The sequence below is a fragment of the Bacillus sp. JJ864 genome (genome assembly GCF_036963045.1).
In the GTDB taxonomy this organism is placed as follows: domain Bacteria; phylum Bacillota; class Bacilli; order Bacillales; family Bacillaceae_G; genus Bacillus_A; species Bacillus_A pseudomycoides_C.
On record NZ_JBALLY010000135.1, the window covers coordinates 299 to 21,857 of the forward strand.

Genomic DNA, 21,559 nt, shown 5'->3' on the forward strand with positions numbered 1-21,559 from the left:
AAGGCCCTGACCGTTTCTATGCGCAGCAAGTTGCTCTCACCCATCTAAAAAGTGAAGATGCTTTATGTTCGTTTTTTAACATGTAATTATAAAACAATCCAATACATGCTTCTTTCATAAATGAAAAGCAGCATGTATTGGATTGTTAAAATTACCATTAGTGTACAAGTGACCATCCCATAAAATCTTCATGAACTTGTCTTGCCCGTTTATCATTTCGATCGTATAACTCTGCATAACTATCAGTTTCTTCATCATAAGCCATCGTATAAATGATTTGTCCATCTATTTCGACTGATAGAACAACTCCGCCCTTCATTTCTTCTACATGTATCACTGCATCAGCTGAAATTCTCACATCAGTCATTTTTTCTTCTAACATGGTATGCCCCCTAAAAAATATTCCTTTCTAGTACCGTTCTTACACATACACACTAAACAGTATACTACTTTAATACAGTATCTTTCGTCAATATAATTAATGGACTTTATGTAAGTGAATGTCCTCTCTACTAAATATACCACTCTCTTAACCTTATCACACACATCTTACTACTAATAAGTGATTTGATAAGGCTCTAAAAATTCATTTTGATTTTTCAACATATACGTCGCGGCTATATAAAACAAAACATAACCGCTACTTGCTTTCTCCTTTTGTCATAATCCTTGCACGTGGCAGAAAAAGGAACTAACCGCTTCTATGCAGAATGCAACATGACCTGCACTCACTTTCTCCTTTTTGTTTTAAGCCTAGCATGTGGTAGGAAAAGGCCCTGACCGTTTCTATGCATGGCCAGATGCTCTCGCCCACCTAAAAAGAAAGAGGGTTTTTATGTCGTTTTTTTTAATTTGTATTTATATTTACAGTCGTCTCTATCTTTATCAAGTATAGTTTTATATAAACAATTCCTCTATAATGAAATTAACAGCAAAATATAAAGAGGTGCTTACAGTGATTTTACATAAAGGAGAAATATTATTTCGCCAAGGAGAGGAAGGCCCTCTATATTTTATAAAAAGCGGTCTATTAAAAGTCGTTCGTGTCCAAGAAGATGGCACACCTTTTTTATTTAACATTATTGTTCCAGGTGAAACAATTCCTCATCACTCTTTAATCTCACCGAAAGAATATCATGGTACTGCAATCGCTTTAATTAAAACAGAAGTAACACCGATTACATGCAACTCATGGTATGAACAATTACAAACAACCCCTGAATCTTATGCCAAGATCGCCCTCCAGCTGCAAACAAAATTACGCATGATGCAGCAACGTATCGACCAGCTTACAACCGTCTCACCAAAAGAACGCCTTTATCGTTTGCAAGAATGGCTCGTAACCTATTTGGGAGATATCCCCATTTATAGAATCTTAACTCAAACTGAAATTGGGCAATTAATTGGCATTCGCCGTGAAACCGTAAATCGTCTCCTTCGAGAACAAACAAAGAACGAGGTGAACTAACACCTCGTTCTTTCTAATTACTGTAAGCTTGCTGCTGGTCCAAAAAATTCAAAGTGAATACGTTCTGATGAAACGCCCCATTCTGTCAAAGCTGCATGAATATGCTTCATAAATGGTACTGGTCCGCAGAAATAGAAATCTGCTTCATTGGAAGGAATAATAGTTTGTAACCACGCTAAATCAACGAATCCTTCTCTATCATAATTTTTTACATTCTTATCTTGCTCAGTTGGTGCAGAGTAGCAAGTATATGCTTTTACTTGTTCATGCTCTTGCGCTATATTTACAACATAATCTTTCATTGCGTGTACATCGCTGTTTAACGCACCGTGAATAAAGTATACATTACGGTTTGGTGATTGCTGAATTAATGTATTTAACATACTCATCATCGGTGTAATTCCTACCCCACCGCTAATTAACACAACTGGTAATTGTGAATCCATATTAAGTACAAAATCTCCTGCCGGTGCACTTAGTGGTAAAATATCTCCTTCTTTTACATGATCATGTAAATAATTAGATATCACTCCCTCTGGACCTTCCATGCTTTTCTCACGTTTTACACTAATTCGATAATAATCCTTTCCAGGAGCATCGGATAAACTATACTGACGATTATGTGTATATGTTTCTCCTTCAATGTTTAGCTGTACACTTACATATTGTCCTGGTAAGAATGGGGATAGCACCCCTCCATCTTCCGGTTTTAAATAAAAGGATGTAATCACATCGCTCTCTTTCTCTTTTTTCACGACAATAAAGTTACGGAAATCTCTCCAACCACCTGTTTTTGTTGCCGCTTCTTCATACATCTCTGCTTCTATACTAATAAACGCATCAGCTATTACACCATAAGCTTCACCCCAAGCATCTAATACTTCTTGCGGTGCATGAGCTACTTCTTTAATCGCTTGCAATAAACATGTTCCAACAATCGGATAGTGTTCTGCTTTAATACCTAAGCTGCGATGTTTATGCCCAATTTGCTTTACAACTGGAATGATTACTGCTAAGTTATCAATATAATTAGCAGCTGCGTATACTGCATTTGCTAAAGCTTGTTGCTGTCTTCCTTTTTTTTGATTTGTATGGTTAAAAATATTTAATAGTTCTGGATGCTCAGAAAACATAATTTGATAAAAACGTGTTGTAATCTCTACACCTTTTTCTTGTAATAACGGTACAGTTGATTTTACGATTTCAATTGTTTTTGCACTTAACATACTATTCACTCCTCTATTTCTTTATCTACTTCCATTGTATAGTATACGCAAAATAGAGGTTGTGATTTTAATCACTATAAACATGATGGTTTTGTGAAAAACATCATAAAGTGAAATTCCCCTTAACATCGTCTCCTTTTTACTAATGAACAATCTATCTTTTTAAAGAAATTCCTCGTGAGATTGAGATAAATATTTCTGTATATTGAATCCATAATAAAAAGACATACTACGTATGTCTTTTTACGGTGCTTGCAACACCTGTTCGATTACTTTTACATCTTTTCCATTTCCAAACTCTGTATAGCCCCAAATATTCGTTTCACCTGTATATTTGTTTACAATAATATCGAGATCATGATATACACGATGTGCATAAACAACATATTCGATATTTCGAGTAGTTACTCCCTTTTTCAAAATTTCATAACTTCGTTTCACATCTCGTTTTATTTGTTTGTTTTTTACCTTCTTCTCAAAATCTTTTAAAGCATTCTCCTGTTCTTGAAACCATTTCGTTAATTGGTCCCAATCTCCATCTGTATACTTTTCTGCTTTTCCGTAATTTAAAAAGTTATTGTAGCTTTCATGTGTTGTTCCGATAAATTGTAGTATTTCTTTCGTCTCATTCACATCTTCTACTTTTGTCATTGATGCTACACCAACTGGTTTACTCGCATAGTGTATAAAAAATTTACTTAAGCCGTAACTAGCGATTCCCATGATAAGAAGAATTCCAAGTATACTCCACATTTTTTTCATACACCCTACCCCTTTTCTTTATGTAAACATTACATTTATTTCTAAAAAGAGTAATATTCTATAAAAAAATGAGGATTCCTGTATAAATTGTTCTTACCATTTCGACAACGTTTTTTTACAAATTACGTGTCGGAAGTTGATCTTGCAAAATAATATTTGCTTGATAGGAGGCATATCCAAGAACTGCAAGTAATAACATGTACAAAATGAACATACTTATACGTGTTTTCAGATTTGCAGAATAGTACTTTTCATGCTGTTCTTTTTCTTCTTCCCACTTATGTAGTTTTCGCTCAGACACCGCTACTGCATCTTGCATCAATAAAAAGTGCTGTTCTCTTTCCTCTTCATACGGGACGTAATCAAGTGGTTCAAATTTAGGATGCAAGTAATCTAAAGCTATTTTTCTTTGACGCTCTTCTTTTGTTACTGTTTTATCTCGTTCTTTTTGACTAAGCATCATCACTTCATGATGCATCATATAGATGGTACGATGAAGTGCACCTGTTTCTCGCATTTCTTCTTTCAAACGTATAATATATTCTTTTACAGTATTTATTTTCCACCCAAGCTCTTGGATTGGTTGATTTCGCTTTGAAACTCTGTGCCATTCTAGACAACCTAATATAAAAATAAATCCAAGAAATATACTTTTTTGCACAATTGCATAACCGAGCAATATAGCAAGGCCAAGCGCCCAAATTTTCGTACTTACAACAGAAACAATTCGTCCACCATCAAGCGGTGATACGGGAATTAAGTTAAAGAAATTAATCATACTACCAAGTACAATTACTAGTGCCCAAAACGGGTCATTCGTTATCATATACAGCGGAATCGCTGGTAAAAAAGAGAGTAAGCCAAATAATGGTCCCATATATGCAATATATGCCTCATCTTTTGCATTTTTCGGCAATTCTTTCATTCCTATAACCGCTCCCATAAATGGGATAAAAATAGCCGGTGATGTCGCGATCCCTTTTCGTCTTGCTGCCCACAAATGACCCATTTCATGAATAAGTAATAAGTATATAAGCGCAACGCCAAATTTCCATCCGTATATTGCTGCATAAGCGCCAAGAGATAGCAACATACTAAATATAGTAGAAAACTTTGCTAATTTCACAATAGCAAATACCCATTTTAATTTAGACAACAGAAAAACACCAAATGCTGCAATAATTCCCCATAATCCTTTTGTATTTTGTTTCATATTCCTCTCCTTACCGATAATCGTTTTCTTTTTATTATGTCATATTTTTTAAGTTTATTGGAAACTATCGTTTATTCCCTCCATTTTTAGCCAATACTATCAATGCAAGGAGGTGAAAACGGTGACATTGCAATCTGTTATGATCGGTGCCTTATCTTTTCTAGCTTCTATGCTAATTTTTTATACTGTTGGACATGTATTACTTTTAGATTGGTTACCCGACAATATTTTTATTAGCTCCATTATCCTTTCTGCACTTATTATCGCTTATTTTATTACGCGAAAATCCATGAGTGTGCCTTCCACAAAAACAAAATAAAAGAGTGATGATATTTTATCACTCTTTTTCTCATTTCCTATAACAACCATTATCTTTCTAACTGCATCTTCTCTCCATATTCTTTCACTATTTCAATAATGTTTTGAAACGCACCTTTCTCTTCTTTTTTATGATTAAATACTTTTAGATTGTATTGATCATAATACGCTTCTAACACTTTTAATTGAGATGATGATATACCGCTAACAGGAACAACAAAGTTCACCTCATATTGTTTATATCCTTCTTTCACTAATTCACCTTGTACTTGTTCACTGTTTTCTTTATTTATTATCTTTTGTACTTTCGAAGGAAATTGCAATTGAAAATAATAATTTTTTTCTTTTTCCAGCTTTTTATATAATGCATCTGAAATCGTATAATACACTGTATAATACACTGTATTTTCCTTTGTTTTAATGTGAAAACGAGTAATTTGTAAATCTTTTTTAGTGATTTCAGTTAAAGCTGATTGCTGCCCCTCCTCATTTTGTGTTAAAGGAGCTGACGGGAATAAAGAAAGAAGTTTTTCTGTATCCACTTTTGATATAAGATAAAAATTTTTTGGATCCGTTTCTTTTTGTAACCACCCTGTTCTCGCTTCTGAACGAAGCCAAGCTTTATATTTCTCTTCTTGTCCATTTTTCTTAACAGTAATTACATATTCAGGTTCACCTAATTCACCAATTACGTTCTGTTTCTCTGCTTTACTTATAATATTAGCCGCTATTTTTGCTTCGTCATCCTTCAATATCGCTTCTTTTTTCCCTACGAGAGATACAATTACTTCTATATTCTCTTCCATAATACGCCCCGCTTCTTTTGTTGATTTTTCACTTTGTTCTTTTTTCTCATCCGTTTGATTACATGCCACTAATAAAAAAAGAAAGAACATGAATAACCATTTTTTTCGCATAGCTCTCATCCTCATTCCTCAAAATAAGAAAAACTTATTATCCTCGTAAGAAAACAAAATCAACCTAACAAATGAAATTCGATATAATATACATGAAAAGGATGTTACAACATGCCGATAAATTTTTATAGTTCAGACAACAAATATACGTATACCAATCGTCAAGCAACAGATTCATGGATACATATGATACAAAATATTGTAGATGTCAAAGAAAAAAGAGTAATTGATATTGGATGCGGCGGCGGTATTTATACGAAACAACTCGCTTTGATGGGGGCAGCTGAAGTAATTGGTGTTGATTTTTCAAATCAGATGGTCCAAGCTGCCAAAGAAAATTGTGCTCATATATCAAATATTTCTTTTATACAAGGCGACGCTTATAACATCCCTTTTGCAGATGAATCATTTGATATTGTTCTCTCACGAGCTGTCATTCATCATCTAGATCATATTCCGAAATTTCTTCAAGAAGCATATCGCATTTTAAAACGAAACGGTATCCTTATTCTCCAAGACCGGACAATTGAAGACTGTACGATTCCAGGAAGCCCAGAACACATTCGTGGCTATTTCTTTTCTTGCTATCCAAAATTAATCCACATAGAAGCAAAACGAAGACCAAAAACAAATCAAATATTTTATTTGTTACATGATAACGGCTTTCAGACAAATCCGATTCAAACTTTTTGGGAAGTTCGTAAAATCCATCCTTCAATTGAAGATTTACTTCAAGACTTATCACCACGTACAGGCCGCTCTATTCTCCATGAATTATCAGACAATGAACTTTCTCACTTATTACAACATATTCACTCTAAGCTTTACGAGGAATCTTCTATTATAGAACAAGATCGTTGGACAATTTGGACAGCTGTGAAAGAATAACAAGCCTCACATCACGTGAGGCTTGTTACTCTTTCATAACCTTGTTCGGCAACACTCTTGATATCCACCATTTCTTTCCTGTGCACTACCACACTTCGGACATACTAAAAATCTGGATTGGTTTGCAAACAAACTACCTTTATCAAAAAGTAACACTCCTGCTTGTTTAAACGAACGAGAATAATATAACCATATAAAACCACAAATTGCAGTAATACATAACAATACACCCATTACAAGCATTTTCGTCACCTCTTCTTCGTCTGTTCTTTCCAGCAAGTGGATGATTACATAATTCTCTATAATAAACAATAACTCCTTCTTTTCGTCCTAAAATAAAAATTCCCTTAGGGGGAATTTAAAGTTAATTGATAAGAAACAACAAATTTTATAAATTCCATAAAAGATTTACGATTTTTTAATAAAATAAAAAGTTGTCCCTCTAATACAATAAAAATACCAGTATATGTAAAGGAGTGACAACATGTTTATTTTTCTTATGTATATTCCTTTTCTCATTTCTATCACTCTTTCTTCTGTTTTTTCCCCTCAAGAGTCTCCTGAAATACCCGTACAAATAATTGGATTAAACGATTTACACGGACAAATTAACACAACTACACCGCTGCACGGAAAGCCTGCCGGTCGCGCTGACTACATAGCCTCCTATATCAACGCCTATAAACAACAATTTCCTCATACCTTACTTGTTCATACTGGTGATATGATTGGCGGCAGTCCCCCCATTTCGGCTCTCTTTCAAGATGAGCCAACGATAGAATTTTTAAATATGCTACAATTTGACGTTGGAACAATTGGTAATCATGAGTTTGACGAAGGTGTAGAAGAGCTAAAACGCCTAATTGATGGCGGGTTTCATCCAAAAACAGGTATGTTTCCAGGTAGTAATTTCCCTTACGTTTGTGCAAATGTATTAAATGCTAACACAAATAAACCTCTACTCCCACCATATGCAATTAAATGGATTGATGGTATTCCCATCGCTTTTATTGGCATCGTTACAAAAGAAACACCTTTTCTTACGATGCACAATGATACGTCAGCAGTCACTTTTATAGATGAAGCTACGGCTGTTCAAACATACGTACGAGAATTACAGCAAAAAGGCATCCATGCTATTATCGTTCTTGCTCACTTAGATGGTAAGACAACAGACGGACATACCTACGGGCCACTTGCTGATTTAGCCAGCAGACTTGATGATGATGTAGATATACTATTTGGTGGACACAATCATTCTTATATGAATGGATATGTGAATGGAAAATTACTTGTTGAAGCGTACTCTTACGGAAGAGCTTTGGCAAATGTACAGTTTACAATTAATCGCAAAACAAAAGATATCACAAGAAAAACAGCAAAGATTATTCCTACTTATCACGGCGAAATGCAACCTAATCCGATTATCCAATCATGGATTCAAAGCTATCAAGCAAAAATAGCTCCAATAACCGAGCAAGTACTTGGAAAAAGTGTACACGAGCTGACGCGAGATCAAAATAATGACGGAGAATCAGATCTTGGTGCTCTTCTTGCTGCATCCCAGCGTCAAGCTATGCAAGCTGACATTGCATTTGTTAACCCCGGTACAATACGCCATAATTTACCAGCTAGTTTCATTACATGGGAACATACATTTCTCATCCAACCTTTTGAAAATAAACTCATTAAAATGGATTTAACCGGTAAAGAAATTCGAAATGTCCTGCACGAACAATGGGATGATGAAATACGGATGTTACAAGTATGTGGAATTCGTTACACATGGGGAAAAAATGGGGTAGAATCAATTACACTAGAAAACGGTGAGCCGCTCCAAGATCATACAACATACTCTGTCGTAGTAAATTCTTTCCTAGCAAATGGAGGAGATAAGTTTACCATATTTCAAAAAGGGCGTAATCGCGTTGAAGGCCCGACAGATCAAGAAGCATTCGCAAATTTCATCCGTTCTAATCCATCTTTAGAAAATGTTCAAGGGAATCATATTCAAAAAGTACAGTGAACACTTACAAAATAAAAAGGCTTCTCGACAGCCTTTTTATTTTGCAAGCTGGTGACGAAACGCATAAATAACTGCTTGTGTCCGATCACTTACATGTAATTTATTTAAAATATTACTTACATGGGTCTTCACTGTTTTTAAAGCAATAAATAGTTCATCAGCAATTTCTTGATTACTCTTTCCCTCGGCAATCAATAATAAAATTTCAAATTCTCGTTCTGTTAACTCTTCATGCAGCGGCTGTTCCTTCTTTTGACGCATACGTGACATCATTTTTCCGGTAACTTTCGGTTCGAGCACTGTTTCCCCATCGTATGTCGCTCGAACTGCATCTGCTATATCACTTGCTCTAGATGTTTTCAACAAATAGCTAGTTGCACCAGCTTCAATAACCGGATATAACTTTTCATCGTCTAAGAAGCTTGTCACAACAACAATTTTTGCTTCTGGCCATTCTTGAATAATCGCTCTCGTTGCTTCAACTCCGTCCATTTCATCCATAACAAGATCCATTAAAATAATATCTGGTTTTAGTAATAGTGCTAATTCTGAACCTTTTCTTCCATTTTCCGCTTCTCCTACAACTTCAATGTCCGGCTGAGTCGATAAATAGGCCGATACACCCATACGAACCATTTCATGATCGTCAACAAGCAATACTTTAATCATCTTGTTCCTCCCCTCTTTCTAAAAGAATCGGCACTTTCACCTCAATTTGCGTTCCTTTATTCGGAAAACTTAATACCTTTAAAGTTCCGCCAATTTCATGAACGCGCTCTTGCATAGAGCGAAGACCATATGATCCGGCTTTGTTCACGCCTACTTCAAAGCCTACACCATCATCAATTATTTTTAAAATTGCATATTCATCAATTTGACGCAGTCTTACTTCTGTTTTCTTCGCTTTTGCATGCCGCAATGTATTAGATAGTGCTTCTTGTACAATACGGAATAAGTGATCTTCTACACCTTTTTTCAATTGAATTGGCTCAATCAACCATTCAATCTTCATATGCTGTTTTCTTGAAAGCTCTGTTAATAATTCTTCAATGCCTTCTGTTAACTTTTTACCTTCTAATTGGACGGGACGTAAATGAAGAAGCAGCGCTCTCATTTCTGATTGAGCATTTACAACCATATTTTCAACAAGTTTTAATTGTTTTTGCGTACCCTCTGGTATATGAGTGGTTTGCTCATTAATTGCTGACATCATCATCGACATCGCAAAGAGCTGTTGACTGACAGAATCATGAAGCTCTCTCGCTAAACGATGCCGCTCCTCTGAAATGGCCTGTTGTCTCATTTCTTCATTCCACTGCGCTCGTTCATTCGTTACTTTTTGAAATAATCCTGCTTGCTCTTCTAACCGTCTAGCAAGCGCAATTACCTTCCGTTCTACTTCTTGAAATTCATCTTCCCCTGTAAACGAAGCATCTCTTGGAAAATTCCCTCTTTCTACTTCAAATAAAAAAGTCGTTAACCCTTGGATACGCTGCTGCATATAATAACCAATTGCATATCCAACAATTCCACCAATGAGGAGACTCGTACCTAAAATAAACAAACTAACAGGAACAGAAGCAATAGATTCTTTCCACAATAAATCATACACATTTTGCTGGCTTTTCCATATATAAACGAAAGTACAAATAAGTGCAATACTCATAGAAGACAATATCGAGTAGCGAATATACATCCATGAAATGTTCTTCTGTTTTTTCATTATATTTTCCTCACTTCCGTATCGCCTACGATAAGCGAAGAAATAATTTTAATACGTCGAGGAGCTTCTTTATACTGTTCCGTTCTAAACTTCACATTACGATTAAAGCCTGTTTCTTCATACGATGGTAGTAAAACTCTTCCAACAATAACAGAATGATTCAAAGATAGTTCAATATCGTACGGAACATACAGACGAATATTACCAATCACACCGCGAATGACAATGACCGTTTCGCCTTCTGGAATCATAGCTGTTGTTAAATCAATTTCAACATCACCGACTCCATATTGAATATTAACATCTTCTAACTCATATATATGGTCCATTATTCGTACGTTACCAACCATTATATTCTTTATATACGGTTCTGTTCGATAGATTGGTTTTTCTTCATTTATATATTCTTTTTCCTTAATTTCTACCTGTACCGCTTTTGTCTTCTGCTGACCTTGCATCAGTTGGTAACCAATGAAAGCTAAGCAAGCAAATAAAACGAGAACGAAAGCTGCTGATGAAAATAGGAAAAATAAGAAAACAAGTCCCCCAACAAATAGACACACATTCCCTCTCACATATCGATTCTTTTTTCGATAATGTCTTCCAAACATGATCATAATAAAGGCAAAAATAAGAGCACCAGGCTCAAAATGTCCAAGAATCATATCGAGAAAAAGACCGAATGCAAATATGACGAGGAGCATCCCTAATAATTGTGTTTTCGAAAATTGTTTCTTCATTGCAGCTCCCCCTTCTTTATTGTATGTACATAGAAGAAAAAGGCATTGTATTCCAACACCTTTTCTTCTATCACTATATCATAAGCTTGTTTTATAATATACTACAATTATTTTATTACTTATTTGTCTAAAGATACTTCTTTTTTCTCTTTCATTTCGCGTTCAAGCTTTGCAATTTTCATATCAAATGTGTCACGTTCATGATCTTCATTGATGCGAAGTTCTAAATCACGAATGTGATTTTCAATTTCTTCAAAGCGTAAAAATGGGTTGTTTTCATCCATTTTATGAAGGGCTGTATTCATACGACGGTTTGCATGTGCCATATTTTCACGCGCCATTAATTCCATACGTTTTGCATTCATTTCTTTTAATTTATTTTTCATTTCAGATAGACGACGTTCTAGCTCATCTATTTGTTCTACAACCCCTGCATACATTTTTTCTAAGCGAGCGACTTGCCCTTCGTAATATGCCATTTCTTCTAATGCACGTTCATGCAGTTGCATTTCTCCTGCTTCCTTTGCAATTACAGCTTGCTTGGATCTCTTATTTACGAAATAACGCGCCCCTTCAAGCTCATGAGCAAAATTAGATTTTAATGTTTTGTGACGCTCAATTAATTTTTCAATTTTTATTACCTCACGCTCGCTATTACGTAAATATTGATTTAACATCGCAATTGGATTTTTTCTTTCTTTCTCGTCTAATACATTATGAAAATCTGCAAGTACTGCATCACGTACACGTCCGAATAATGATTGTTTCATTTATAATCTTCCTCTCTTCTACTCTATTATATTTTGTTATTTCATATTAGTTATTTTTCATTAATCTGTTCCACTCATCTTCAAAATTGCTATATGGCTTCGAGCTATCTGAATCAACATCTACTACATGCTTCTCTTTTTTCCATTCACGGTATCCGTAGTATAGAACGACTAATGCCGCAATACCGATTAACGCTGGAGAATGAGATAGGGCAATTGACAAGCCAATTAAACCAACGATCCCCCAAGCTAACTTTCCAAAAAATGATTGTGCTCGCACAAATGATTTATAGCTCCAATACACAATCCCTGCTCCAATTGCTAATCCTACAATACCAGCAAGACTTCCAAGAGCAATTAAAGCCAAAATACCGGCTGCCATAAACGCTAAAAATTGTTTCATCTTGTGCTTGCCTCCCTTCGTTTTGATACTCTTATCTTACCTATCTTTTCGTTTTTCTATAACGAGCTTAAGAACCGTTTTTCTCTCAGACTTAAGTCCTATTTATTATCAGACCTATATAAATACAAATTAAAAAATCGACATAAGAACCCTTTTTCTTTTTAAGCGGTCGAGAGCATCTGGCCAGCCCTAGCAGCGACTTATATGTTGAAAAATTAAAATGGAGTTCTATCGTTGTGATATCCAAAACAAAAGAGGATGCCTTCTATAAGACATCCTCTTTTGTTCATTATGCTGTTTTTTGATATTCCTTTTTCTCAGCTTTAGGCGAGAGACGCGGGAAATTAATTATAATTGAGATAATACCGCAAACCGCAACTAACATTGGATAAAATGAGTACGGTAATAATTCAATTGGTGAAAGTGAAGCAAATCCTGCCGCCGTTAACATTTGCGCACCGTATGGGATTAATCCTTGTACGCTACATGAGAATAAGTCTAACAAGCTCGCAGATTTTTTCGGATCAATATTATATTGGTCTGCAACATTCTTTGCTAGTGGACCTGTGAAAATAATAGAAATCGTATTATTTGCTGTGCACATATTTGTCATACTTACAAGACCAGCAATTCCAAATTCTGCACCTTTTTTCGAACGAATATTACGCGTTAGCACATTCATTAAATAATGAATACCACCGTTATATTGAATAATTTCAACCATTCCACCGATTAAAATTGCTAATAATACAAGCTCCATCATACCATTAATTCCTACTGTAACACTTTTAAAGAAGCTTGCTAGTGTATAGCTTCCGTCTACCATCCCAATAATACCCGCTAGCACTGTTCCCCCAGTTAATACAACTAGTACGTTACATCCAAGTAGTGCTGTAATTAATACTCCAGCGTACGGTAAAATTTTCACCCAATTAAACGCATGTGCCGTCATATTTGAATGGGTGCCTGACGTAAGAACGACTAACAGTACACACGTAACAATAGCAGCTGGTAATACAATTAAGAAATTTGTTTTAAATTTATCTTTCATTTCCGTTCCTTGTGTACGTACAGCTGCAATAGTCGTATCTGAAATAAAAGATAAGTTATCGCCAAACATCGCACCGCCAACAACTGTTGCCATAGCAAGCGCCATAGAAATATCCGTGTTTCCACTAATCCCTACTGCAATTGGAGCCAATGCTGCAATCGTCCCCATTGACGTTCCCATTGCTAATGAAATAAAAGCACCGATAACAAATAAACCAACCACTAAAAACCCTTGCGGCAAAATAGAAAGAGCTAAGTTTACAGTTGCTTCAACGCCGCCCATACCCTTTGCCGTTTCAGAAAATGCACCTGCTAACACAAAGATCAATACCATAATCATGATATCTGGATTGCCAGCCCCTTTAGCAAAGCGTTCAACCTTTGTTGTAAAGTTTTCTTTTCTGTTCATTACTAATGCAGCTGCAACTGCAATTAAAATAGCAACCAAAATTGGTAACTTATAAAAATCCCCTGTAATTACACCAGACCCAATAAATAACGCTAAAAATATGCCAAGTGGCAATAATGCCCACGCATTTCCTTTTGTTTGTTCCAAAGTTATATCCTCTCCTATTTCTAAACCTATTCTTCACAAGAGCGAAAAAGACCTCTTCTAAAGAGAAGAGGTCTTATATATCATATAAGAAACACTCTTCTCATCTATCAAGCATATCGCTTGCTGGATTTGGCACAGCACTCTATTATGAGTCCGCTGCCGAGGCATCGTAGGGCCAGTCCCTCCGCCTCTCTTGATAAGAAGGTTTCATATTATATTTTTGTGTAAATCAATCTTTCCTTACTTTACTTGCTGCAAGAGAAAATGTCAAATATTATTTCTATCAAAATAGTTGGTATTTTTTTGATATTATACAAATATCTATCGAAACAATCACTTTCCTTTTTCGGAGGACGAAAGCATCTGCCTCCATATAGAAACGAATAGCCCTTTTCCTACCACGAGCAAAACGGAAACAAAGGAAGCAATATATTGTGTCATATAAGTCGCTGCTATTCAGAATACAGCATGGCCGCTATTTGCTTTCTCCTTTTGTTTTAACCCTTGCATGTCGCAAAATAGGCACTGACCGCTTCTATGCATGGCCAGGTCCTCTCGCCCGCCTAAAAAGAAAGGGTTTTTAATTTGTATTTATATAGAAAAAGGCCTTCACGTGCACCGTGAAGGCCTTTCTATCAATTAAGCTACTTGCTTCTCTGAGATCTCTTTCAAATAAGCTTGTCCTTTTTCTGCGTCATATTGTCCTTCCCATTTAGACATAACAACTGCAGCTAATGAGTTACCTACTACGTTTACTGCTGTACGTGCCATATCTAAAATACGGTCAATACCAGCGATAAACGCTAAACCTTCAGACGGAATACCTACTGTATGAAGCGTTGCTAATAATACAACGAATGATACGCCCGGTACACCGGCAATCCCTTTTGAAGTAAGCATCAATACAAGAAGCAATGTAATTTGTTGTGTAAGAGATAAATGAATACCATACATTTGCGCTAAGAAAATTGCCGCAATTGCTTGATATAATGTTGAACCATCTAAGTTAAATGAATAACCTGTCGGAATAACGAAAGATGTAATTGCTTTCGGACAACCGAAACGCTCCATCTTTTCCATAATCTTTGGTAGAACCGTCTCTGAGCTTGCTGTAGAAAATGCTAAAATAAGCTCGTCTTTTAAAATCTTAAAGAATTGGAAAATATTAATTCCAAATAACTTTGCCGTAAGACCTAATACAACAACAACGAAGAAAATCATCGCTCCGTAAACAACAATAACTAACTTACCTAATGGAATTAATGACGTTACACCAAACTTAGAAACCGTTACGCCAATTAACGCAAACACACCAAACGGCGCGAACTTCATTACCTGGTTTGTTACATAAAACATTGCATCTGCAACACCTTGGAAGAAATTCAGAACTGGTTTTCCTCTTTCTCCAATTGCCGCTACTCCTAAACCAAATAATACAGAGAAGAAAATAATTGCAAGCATATCTCCTTTTGCCAACGAATCCATAATATTCGTTGGAACGATATTTACAAACGTATCTGCAAATGAATGATGCTGTACTTGCTCTGTTGTAGCTGTATACTTAGAAATATCTGTTTTTTGTAATTCTGACATATTCACGCCTTTTCCTGGCTGGAATATGTTTGCTACTAATAAACCAACAACAATCGCAATCGTTGTAATAATTTCAAAATAAATAATTGTTTTTCCGCCTAAACGTCCAAGCTTTTTCACATCTCCAACGCCGGCAACACCAACAACAATACTAGCTACTACAATTGGCACAACAATCATTTTAATTAAACGGATAAAAATATCACCAATCGGTTGTAAAACTTTCCCAACCATCGGATCTTGATAAAAAATTGCCCCTACAAGAATACCGAGAGCAAGACCTATTAAAATTTGCCATGCAAGTCCAATTCTTTTCATACTTGCTGCAACCCCCTTCTTAGATGTTCTTAATTTTCACATTCTATTTTTCTATAAAATATGAAAATAGAAGTATTAAATATTGTTCGACTATTCAATACTTTCTTCCCCTCCTAAAATGATAAGACAAAAATAGAAATCTGACAACTAAATAAGTTTACCAGTATGCAAATATTTTTGTTGACAAGAATAAAACCATGTTAGGAAACCTCACATGAGAACGATTCCTTATTTCTTATTTATTGCACTGAATCTATTTACTACGATAAATTAATACAAGTCATAGAAACGAACAATTAAGACGTAAAATTCTTCTAATTTTCGCCATTTAATAACAATTCCTTAAATATTTTTTTACATTATCATTACAACAATAGACATTTTTCGCCTTTCTATGATTAGATAGAAACATAGGGAAAGGAGATAGGCAGATGAACAAAAAAATAACTGCGTTTAGTTTATTGACAGCCGGTACTATTTTCGTTTCTCCCGTGCTTTCGACAGCGTATGCGGAGACGAGTCAAGATAAATTATCTAATATTCAATCACAACTAGACGGTAAGCAACAAGAATTACATATGAAAGTAGAAGAAAAACAAAAAATAGAAAAAGAAATACAAGATTTACAGAAAAAGATTGATGAATTAACTGCTTCTATTAATAAAAATGAGGCAGATTTAAAAGCAACAAAAACGGAAATTGAAAAAACACAAGCAAGTATCACAGAGAAAAAAAAGCATATTGAAGAATTGCAAAAGCAAATCAATACACGTCAAGAATTAATTAAGCAAAGATTACAATCTATGCAAGAAAAACCCCGTACAAATTTAATTACTGAGGTATTAATTAATACGAATAATATTGCAGAACTATTAGAAAATGTGTATTCTGTTAGTTTAATTTTAAATAGTGATACAGATATCATAAAACAACAAACACACGACCAGGATACCGTTAAAAAAGAAAAAGAAGCGGTTGAGAAAAAAGAACAACAACTAAAAGAGGCGGAGCAAACATTACAGAAACAACAGCAAGAACTTCAAGCAAATCAACAACAACAACAAACTTTAATTGCTGACTTGCACGCAAAAGCTTCAAAAATAGATTCTGAGATGGAAAGCTTAGAAGAATCAAAAGGTATTTTAGAAAATCAGCGAAAAGCTGTCCAAAATGCAATTGAAGAGGACAAGCGAGCTGAAGACGCTAAAAAAGCTGCTGAAGCGAAAAAGGCTGAAGGGCAACAGCAAACTGCTCCTTCATCTCCAACTGCCCCTGCACCTCAAGGAGAAAGTACTGGCGGTTTCATCAAACCAGCAGCTGGATCGAAAACTTCAGGATTTGGTGCACGTGAAATGGACAATCATAAAGGAATTGATATTGCTGCATCAGGAACAGTGCCAATTATAGCAGCTGCCGACGGTGTCGTAATTCGTTCCGATTTATCTACTAGCTATGGAAATGTTGTGTATTTATCACACCGTATAAACGGAAAAACGTATACAACTGTTTACGCTCATATGAGCAGCCGTTCCGTTTCTGTCGGACAAACAGTGAAACAAGGACAACAACTTGGATTTATGGGGAATACTGGACAGTCTTATGGACAGCATTTACATTTCGAACTTCATATCGGTGAATGGAATCAAACAAAAACAAACGCTGTTGATCCATCACCTTATATAGGGCTGTAATAAAAAACTCGGCAATTGCCGAGTTTTTTTATTTATGTAAAATAAGCCAACCACTCTTTATATACTTCTTATTATTTTTCGATATTGAACACCTTCTAGGCATTACACATACAATAACATAAAAGCTTTTTTGAGGAGGTCCACACATGGTTCAAGAATCACAGGCAGTTGCAGTATTACAAGAAGCCAAAGAGACATTTATAGGCCGAATATTTTCAGTAGTTGGATCCGGTATCTTTTTTATCGGTTCCTTCATCGCAGCCGTTGTAGCTTTTAAAACATATACTCGTCTATTACAAACTTCTACATCATAAAAAAACGGAGAATATTCTCCGTCTTTTTTAACTAAAATACACCAATAACATTTAAAAATACAAGAATAACTGTAATCGGAATGATATAACGAAGCAAGAAGAACCATACATAAAATAATATTTTCCCACTTGTTTCTTTGACCTCTAATTCTTGCATTAACAACTCTTTCTTCATTTTATTTGGTACAAAGAGCGAAATGGCTAACACGCCAAACGGAAGTAATATGTTGCTCACCATAAAGTCTACTAAATCAAAAAATGTCTTTCCGAAAAATTTCACATCACTCAAAACTCCAAATGATAAAGCCGCTGGAATTCCAACTACGAAAATGAGTAATCCAATGATGAGTGATGCTGATGGACGCTTCTTCTCATCCTCTTTCGCTACAGAAGCAACAACAATTTCCAGCATAGAAATTGCCGATGTGATTGTTGCAAAGAAAAACAGAATTAAGAATAAAATAAAGAAAAAATGCCCGAAAGGAATTTCTCCAAATACAGCTGGAAGAACGATAAATAATAATCCAGGTCCTTCTGTCGGACTAACACCTAATGCAAAAATTGCCGGAAAAATTGCTAGTCCTGCAAGTACAGTAACAAAGACTGTTAGGCTTGTAATTGACGTTGCTGATTTTGCTAAATGTTCTTCTTTTTTCAAATAAGAGCTATATGTGACCATAACCGAAGCTCCAACCGTAAGTGAAAAGAACGATTGTCCCATCGCATATAAAATTGTTTTTGCTGTTAACTTTGAGAAATCGGGTTTTAAGAAAAACTCGACACCTTTCCACGCTCCGTCCAGTGTAAGAGAACGAACAATGATTGCAAGAAACAGAACAAATAAAAGCGGCATCATATACTTACTTGCTTTTTCAATTCCTTTTTCTACACCTTTACTTACGATAAAAATGGTACAAAGCATAAAAATAAATTGTGCTCCAATGGCACTTATTGGATTTGAGATTGTTTCTCCAAATAACTTTGCGTAATCAGCACCATTCCCCCATAATCCACCTGTTACACTGTAAAATAAATAAAGTAAAATCCAACCTCCCACAACACTATAAAATGATAAAACACTAAAACATGTCACTACTCCCATACGACCAATCCATGGATATAGTTTACTATTTGGTACTAATACTTTATAAGCTGTCACTGCTTCTTTTTGCGTACTGCGACCGATCACAAATTCCGCCACTAAAAGCGGCATACCGATAAATATTGTCATCAATAAAAAGACAAGGAAAAAGGCTCCTCCTCCACTATTTCCGGCAACATACGGGAATTTCCAAATCGCCCCAAGTCCTACTGCTGCCCCGGCGGCTGCGAGTACAAAACCAATTTTCGACGTCCATTGCTGTGTTTCTTTCATGTTCATTTCTCCTTATCTGCTTTTTCCTACTTTTACTAACCGTACACTTTCAGTTCATACTCGCCACCTCCTTTAGAAAATAAAAAAGTCCTCTACACGCTATTATGCATGTAGAGGACGATATATATAATATAATACCGTGGTACCACCTCAATTGGATAAGTTATCCCACTTTTCAGGTACAGGAATACTTCCGATACCTTATCCTTGTAACGGCGGAACCCGGGTTGCCTACTTTTAATTCAACATACCTCTCGCAAGCCCATTCTGTATATTTTATCGTACCGGGCTCACACCTTTCCCCAGCTCTCTGAACGCTTCAAATATACGTACTCTTCTTGCTCATCGATTTCATGTATTGAAGTTACTTGTGATTATAGAGGAGATGATTTCATTTGTAAAGAATAAATTAATTTACATCCCCTAAGTATACTTCCGTTTTTTCATGATGAATAAAATGTTTCTGTAATTGTGCACATAATGTTTGTGGGTATAAACGATACTCTGTAATGTTATGTAAAGGTAACCACTCTATGCCAACTTGATCCGTATCTAACTGCGTTGCTCGCTTCATATCCGGTTCACTCAGAAGTGTACATGAGAACATATATTCAATTTGGTGAACACCAAAATCAGACTCCGCATGTTCATGATTTTTGCCAATATATTCTCTAATAAATAGTAACTCATTTGGCCACACTTCAGCATCGATTTCTTCCAAACACTCACGTTTTACCGTCTCTGTAAATGTTTCCCCCGGCTCTTGACCTCCGCCAACTAATAGATAATATTCCCCATCATGATCGTGCTTTTTAATTACTTTCGTTGCAGGTGTAAATGCGACGCAGTTAATCTCGGCATTTGCTGAATTGTACACATTTGAGCTAATGGACATTTTAAATTTTCGAGGTAGATTTGAAAATTCTTCATTATGCTGAAAATGTTCGTATACCTCCCGCACAATTACTTGTGTATCAAACAATTCATTTTCATCAATTCCTGCGAGTGGATTCCCTGTAATATTACGTGTAATATCACCGCATGCACCTGCTGTCGATAAACCTACTTTTTCTAACCGCTCAAAAATGTCTGGAATTTGCTCAATTTGTAGCCAATGAAACTGAATCGCTTGACGCGTTGTAATATCGATCACATCACGGCCGTAATCTTCTGCAATAGAAGCAAGAGCTTCAACTTGTTCATTTGTTATAATTCCAGATGGGATATTCACACGCATCATAAAATATCCCGCCTCTTTTGGGCGCTGCAAATATAAACCTGCCCACTTAAAAGAATCCCATTCTTCTTTCGGAATAGACGCAAATCCATGTTCAGCATAATACGGAATGGCTTTAAAAATTTCTAAACCGTCTTTTTCTAATTTCTTTTTCTCTGTTGTATTTAATTTTTCATTGTTTGCCCATACTTTTTCAGAACCCATATTTTACCCTCCCTAGATAAAGTGAAACTTTAATCAGTGGGGGATTCTTCATTCCCACTGATTATTAGTTGAACCAATCGGGCATTTACGGACAGTTTATCTCCCACCCAACCTCTTTGCTTTCGCTGAATTTTAAGGTGGGAGTATTACTGCCCGTTAATGCGGGATAAAGCTTCGTTTTTGCAAATAAGCAATAATTTGCTGTGCACATTCTTCAATCGAATAACGATGCGTTTCCACAATAACCTCAGCTTGAATTGGCTCTTCATATGGAGAGTCAATTCCCGTAAACTGTTCAATCTCTCCGCTTCTTGCCTTTTTATACAACCCTTTTGGATCACGCTTTTCACATTCTTCAATCGGACACTTTACAAATACTTCAACAAACTCATCTTGTTCTAATATGTCACGCACTTGCCTGCGATCTTCTCGAAATGGTGAAATAAATGCTGTTAGTACAATGCTTCCATTATCAACAAATAGTTTCGCCACCTTACCGATACGCCGAATATTTTCTATACGATCATGCTCGGAAAATCCTAGATCTTTATTTAAACCGTGACGAATATTATCTCCGTCTAATACATAATTACCGGTACTCTTCTCAAATAATTTGCGAGCTACCGCATTGGCTACTGTGGACTTCCCAGAAGCCGATAAACCTGTAAACCATAGAACAAAACTATGATTCTTGTTTTGTTTTCGGCGTTCTTCTTTTGAAACTGATGCTGCGTGCCAAGTAATATTTGTTCCCATCTATTTTCTCC

22 protein-coding genes, 1 riboswitch and 1 other annotated feature are annotated in these 21,559 nt (G+C 35.8%); of the genes, 6 read left to right on the top strand and 16 right to left on the bottom strand.

The window, feature by feature from the left end:
• Positions 1-157 precede the first annotated feature (157 nt).
• Complete coding sequence (locus tag V7024_RS19005) at positions 158-382, bottom strand: hypothetical protein (RefSeq protein ID WP_335522723.1); 225 nt, start codon at positions 380-382, stop codon at positions 158-160.
• A gap of 573 nt (positions 383-955) precedes the next feature.
• Here V7024_RS19005 and V7024_RS19010 point away from each other — a divergent pair.
• Positions 956-1,468, top strand: coding sequence for a Crp/Fnr family transcriptional regulator (locus tag V7024_RS19010; RefSeq protein ID WP_335522725.1), 513 nt, complete (start codon positions 956-958; stop codon positions 1,466-1,468).
• Between the two features lie 17 nt (positions 1,469-1,485).
• Here the strand turns inward: V7024_RS19010 and hmpA are convergent, their stop codons facing one another.
• The 3 genes from hmpA to V7024_RS19025 form a co-directional block, all read right to left on the bottom strand.
• Positions 1,486-2,694 (bottom strand): NO-inducible flavohemoprotein, encoded by a 1,209-nt coding sequence (gene hmpA, locus V7024_RS19015; protein ID WP_335522726.1) that lies wholly within the window; start codon positions 2,692-2,694, stop codon positions 1,486-1,488.
• Between the two features lie 243 nt (positions 2,695-2,937).
• Positions 2,938-3,456 carry a hypothetical protein gene (locus V7024_RS19020; protein ID WP_335522729.1) on the bottom strand — a complete coding sequence of 173 codons (519 nt, stop codon included), beginning with the start codon at positions 3,454-3,456 and terminating at the stop codon, positions 2,938-2,940.
• A gap of 115 nt (positions 3,457-3,571) precedes the next feature.
• Positions 3,572-4,669: a site-2 protease family protein gene (locus V7024_RS19025; RefSeq protein WP_335522732.1), complete on the bottom strand. Its 1,098-nt coding sequence runs from the start codon at positions 4,667-4,669 to the stop codon at positions 3,572-3,574.
• A gap of 121 nt (positions 4,670-4,790) precedes the next feature.
• On the opposite strand from V7024_RS19025, the gene V7024_RS19030 reads away from it, so the two are divergent.
• A complete protein-coding gene (locus tag V7024_RS19030) occupies positions 4,791-4,988 on the top strand; it encodes a hypothetical protein (RefSeq protein ID WP_335522734.1) in 198 nt (65 codons plus the stop codon).
• A 49-nt stretch (positions 4,989-5,037) separates the two neighbouring features.
• Here V7024_RS19030 and V7024_RS19035 read toward each other — a convergent pair whose 3' ends face one another.
• Positions 5,038-5,904: a hypothetical protein gene (locus V7024_RS19035; protein WP_335522736.1), complete on the bottom strand. Its 867-nt coding sequence runs from the start codon at positions 5,902-5,904 to the stop codon at positions 5,038-5,040.
• Positions 5,905-6,015: 111 nt separating this feature from the next.
• On the opposite strand from V7024_RS19035, the gene V7024_RS19040 reads away from it, so the two are divergent.
• A complete protein-coding gene (locus V7024_RS19040; RefSeq protein WP_335522738.1) occupies positions 6,016-6,792 on the top strand; it encodes a class I SAM-dependent methyltransferase in 777 nt (258 codons plus the stop codon).
• 33 nt (positions 6,793-6,825) lie between these two features.
• Here V7024_RS19040 and V7024_RS19045 read toward each other — a convergent pair whose 3' ends face one another.
• Positions 6,826-7,035 (bottom strand): hypothetical protein, encoded by a 210-nt coding sequence (locus V7024_RS19045; RefSeq protein ID WP_335522819.1) that lies wholly within the window; start codon positions 7,033-7,035, stop codon positions 6,826-6,828.
• A 241-nt stretch (positions 7,036-7,276) separates the two neighbouring features.
• On the opposite strand from V7024_RS19045, the gene V7024_RS19050 reads away from it, so the two are divergent.
• Complete coding sequence (locus V7024_RS19050; protein ID WP_335522740.1) at positions 7,277-8,818, top strand: bifunctional metallophosphatase/5'-nucleotidase; 1,542 nt, start codon at positions 7,277-7,279, stop codon at positions 8,816-8,818.
• Positions 8,819-8,854: 36 nt separating this feature from the next.
• On the opposite strand, the gene V7024_RS19055 is transcribed toward V7024_RS19050, so the two are convergent.
• The 7 genes from V7024_RS19055 to gltP form a co-directional block, all read right to left on the bottom strand.
• A complete protein-coding gene (locus tag V7024_RS19055) occupies positions 8,855-9,487 on the bottom strand; it encodes a response regulator transcription factor (protein ID WP_335522742.1) in 633 nt (210 codons plus the stop codon).
• Positions 9,480-10,541, bottom strand: a complete 1,062-nt coding sequence (locus tag V7024_RS19060; protein WP_335522744.1) for a sensor histidine kinase — start codon at positions 10,539-10,541, stop codon at positions 9,480-9,482. Before V7024_RS19060 ends, V7024_RS19055 begins: the two co-directional genes overlap by 8 nt.
• Complete coding sequence (liaF, locus tag V7024_RS19065; RefSeq protein WP_335522746.1) at positions 10,541-11,281, bottom strand: cell wall-active antibiotics response protein LiaF; 741 nt, start codon at positions 11,279-11,281, stop codon at positions 10,541-10,543. The genes V7024_RS19060 and liaF overlap by 1 nt, the downstream gene beginning before the upstream one ends.
• Before the next feature lie 119 nt (positions 11,282-11,400).
• Entirely contained in the window at positions 11,401-12,051 is a 651-nt protein-coding gene (locus V7024_RS19070) for a PspA/IM30 family protein (RefSeq protein WP_335522748.1), read from the bottom strand.
• 46 nt (positions 12,052-12,097) lie between these two features.
• The gene (locus V7024_RS19075) at positions 12,098-12,454 is read right to left on the bottom strand and encodes a flagellar basal body rod protein (RefSeq protein ID WP_098915422.1); all 357 of its coding nucleotides are present in this window, start codon (positions 12,452-12,454) and stop codon (positions 12,098-12,100) included.
• A 289-nt stretch (positions 12,455-12,743) separates the two neighbouring features.
• A complete protein-coding gene (locus V7024_RS19080) occupies positions 12,744-14,060 on the bottom strand; it encodes a Na+/H+ antiporter NhaC family protein (protein ID WP_335522752.1) in 1,317 nt (438 codons plus the stop codon).
• A gap of 97 nt (positions 14,061-14,157) precedes the next feature.
• Positions 14,158-14,263: riboswitch (SAM riboswitch) on the bottom strand.
• A gap of 436 nt (positions 14,264-14,699) precedes the next feature.
• On the bottom strand, positions 14,700-15,971 hold the full coding sequence (gene gltP / locus V7024_RS19085; RefSeq protein ID WP_098915428.1) for a glutamate/aspartate:proton symporter GltP: 1,272 nt from the start codon (positions 15,969-15,971) through the stop codon (positions 14,700-14,702).
• 431 nt (positions 15,972-16,402) lie between these two features.
• Here gltP and V7024_RS19090 point away from each other — a divergent pair, with 431 nt between their 5' ends.
• Positions 16,403-17,662, top strand: a complete 1,260-nt coding sequence (locus V7024_RS19090) for a murein hydrolase activator EnvC family protein (protein ID WP_335522755.1) — start codon at positions 16,403-16,405, stop codon at positions 17,660-17,662.
• Positions 17,663-17,808: 146 nt separating this feature from the next.
• Positions 17,809-17,976, top strand: coding sequence for a hypothetical protein (locus V7024_RS19095; RefSeq protein WP_020060201.1), 168 nt, complete (start codon positions 17,809-17,811; stop codon positions 17,974-17,976).
• A 31-nt stretch (positions 17,977-18,007) separates the two neighbouring features.
• Here the strand turns inward: V7024_RS19095 and V7024_RS19100 are convergent, their stop codons facing one another.
• The 3 genes from V7024_RS19100 to cysC form a co-directional block, all read right to left on the bottom strand.
• Positions 18,008-19,351 (bottom strand): sodium-dependent transporter, encoded by a 1,344-nt coding sequence (locus tag V7024_RS19100; RefSeq protein ID WP_335522759.1) that lies wholly within the window; start codon positions 19,349-19,351, stop codon positions 18,008-18,010.
• Between the two features lie 110 nt (positions 19,352-19,461).
• Positions 19,462-19,706 (bottom strand) — a binding site (T-box leader).
• A 54-nt stretch (positions 19,707-19,760) separates the two neighbouring features.
• Complete coding sequence (locus V7024_RS19105) at positions 19,761-20,792, bottom strand: NUDIX domain-containing protein (protein ID WP_335522762.1); 1,032 nt, start codon at positions 20,790-20,792, stop codon at positions 19,761-19,763.
• 156 nt (positions 20,793-20,948) lie between these two features.
• Positions 20,949-21,548 (bottom strand): adenylyl-sulfate kinase, encoded by a 600-nt coding sequence (cysC, locus tag V7024_RS19110; protein WP_335522764.1) that lies wholly within the window; start codon positions 21,546-21,548, stop codon positions 20,949-20,951.
• Between the last annotated feature and the right edge of the window lie 11 nt (positions 21,549-21,559).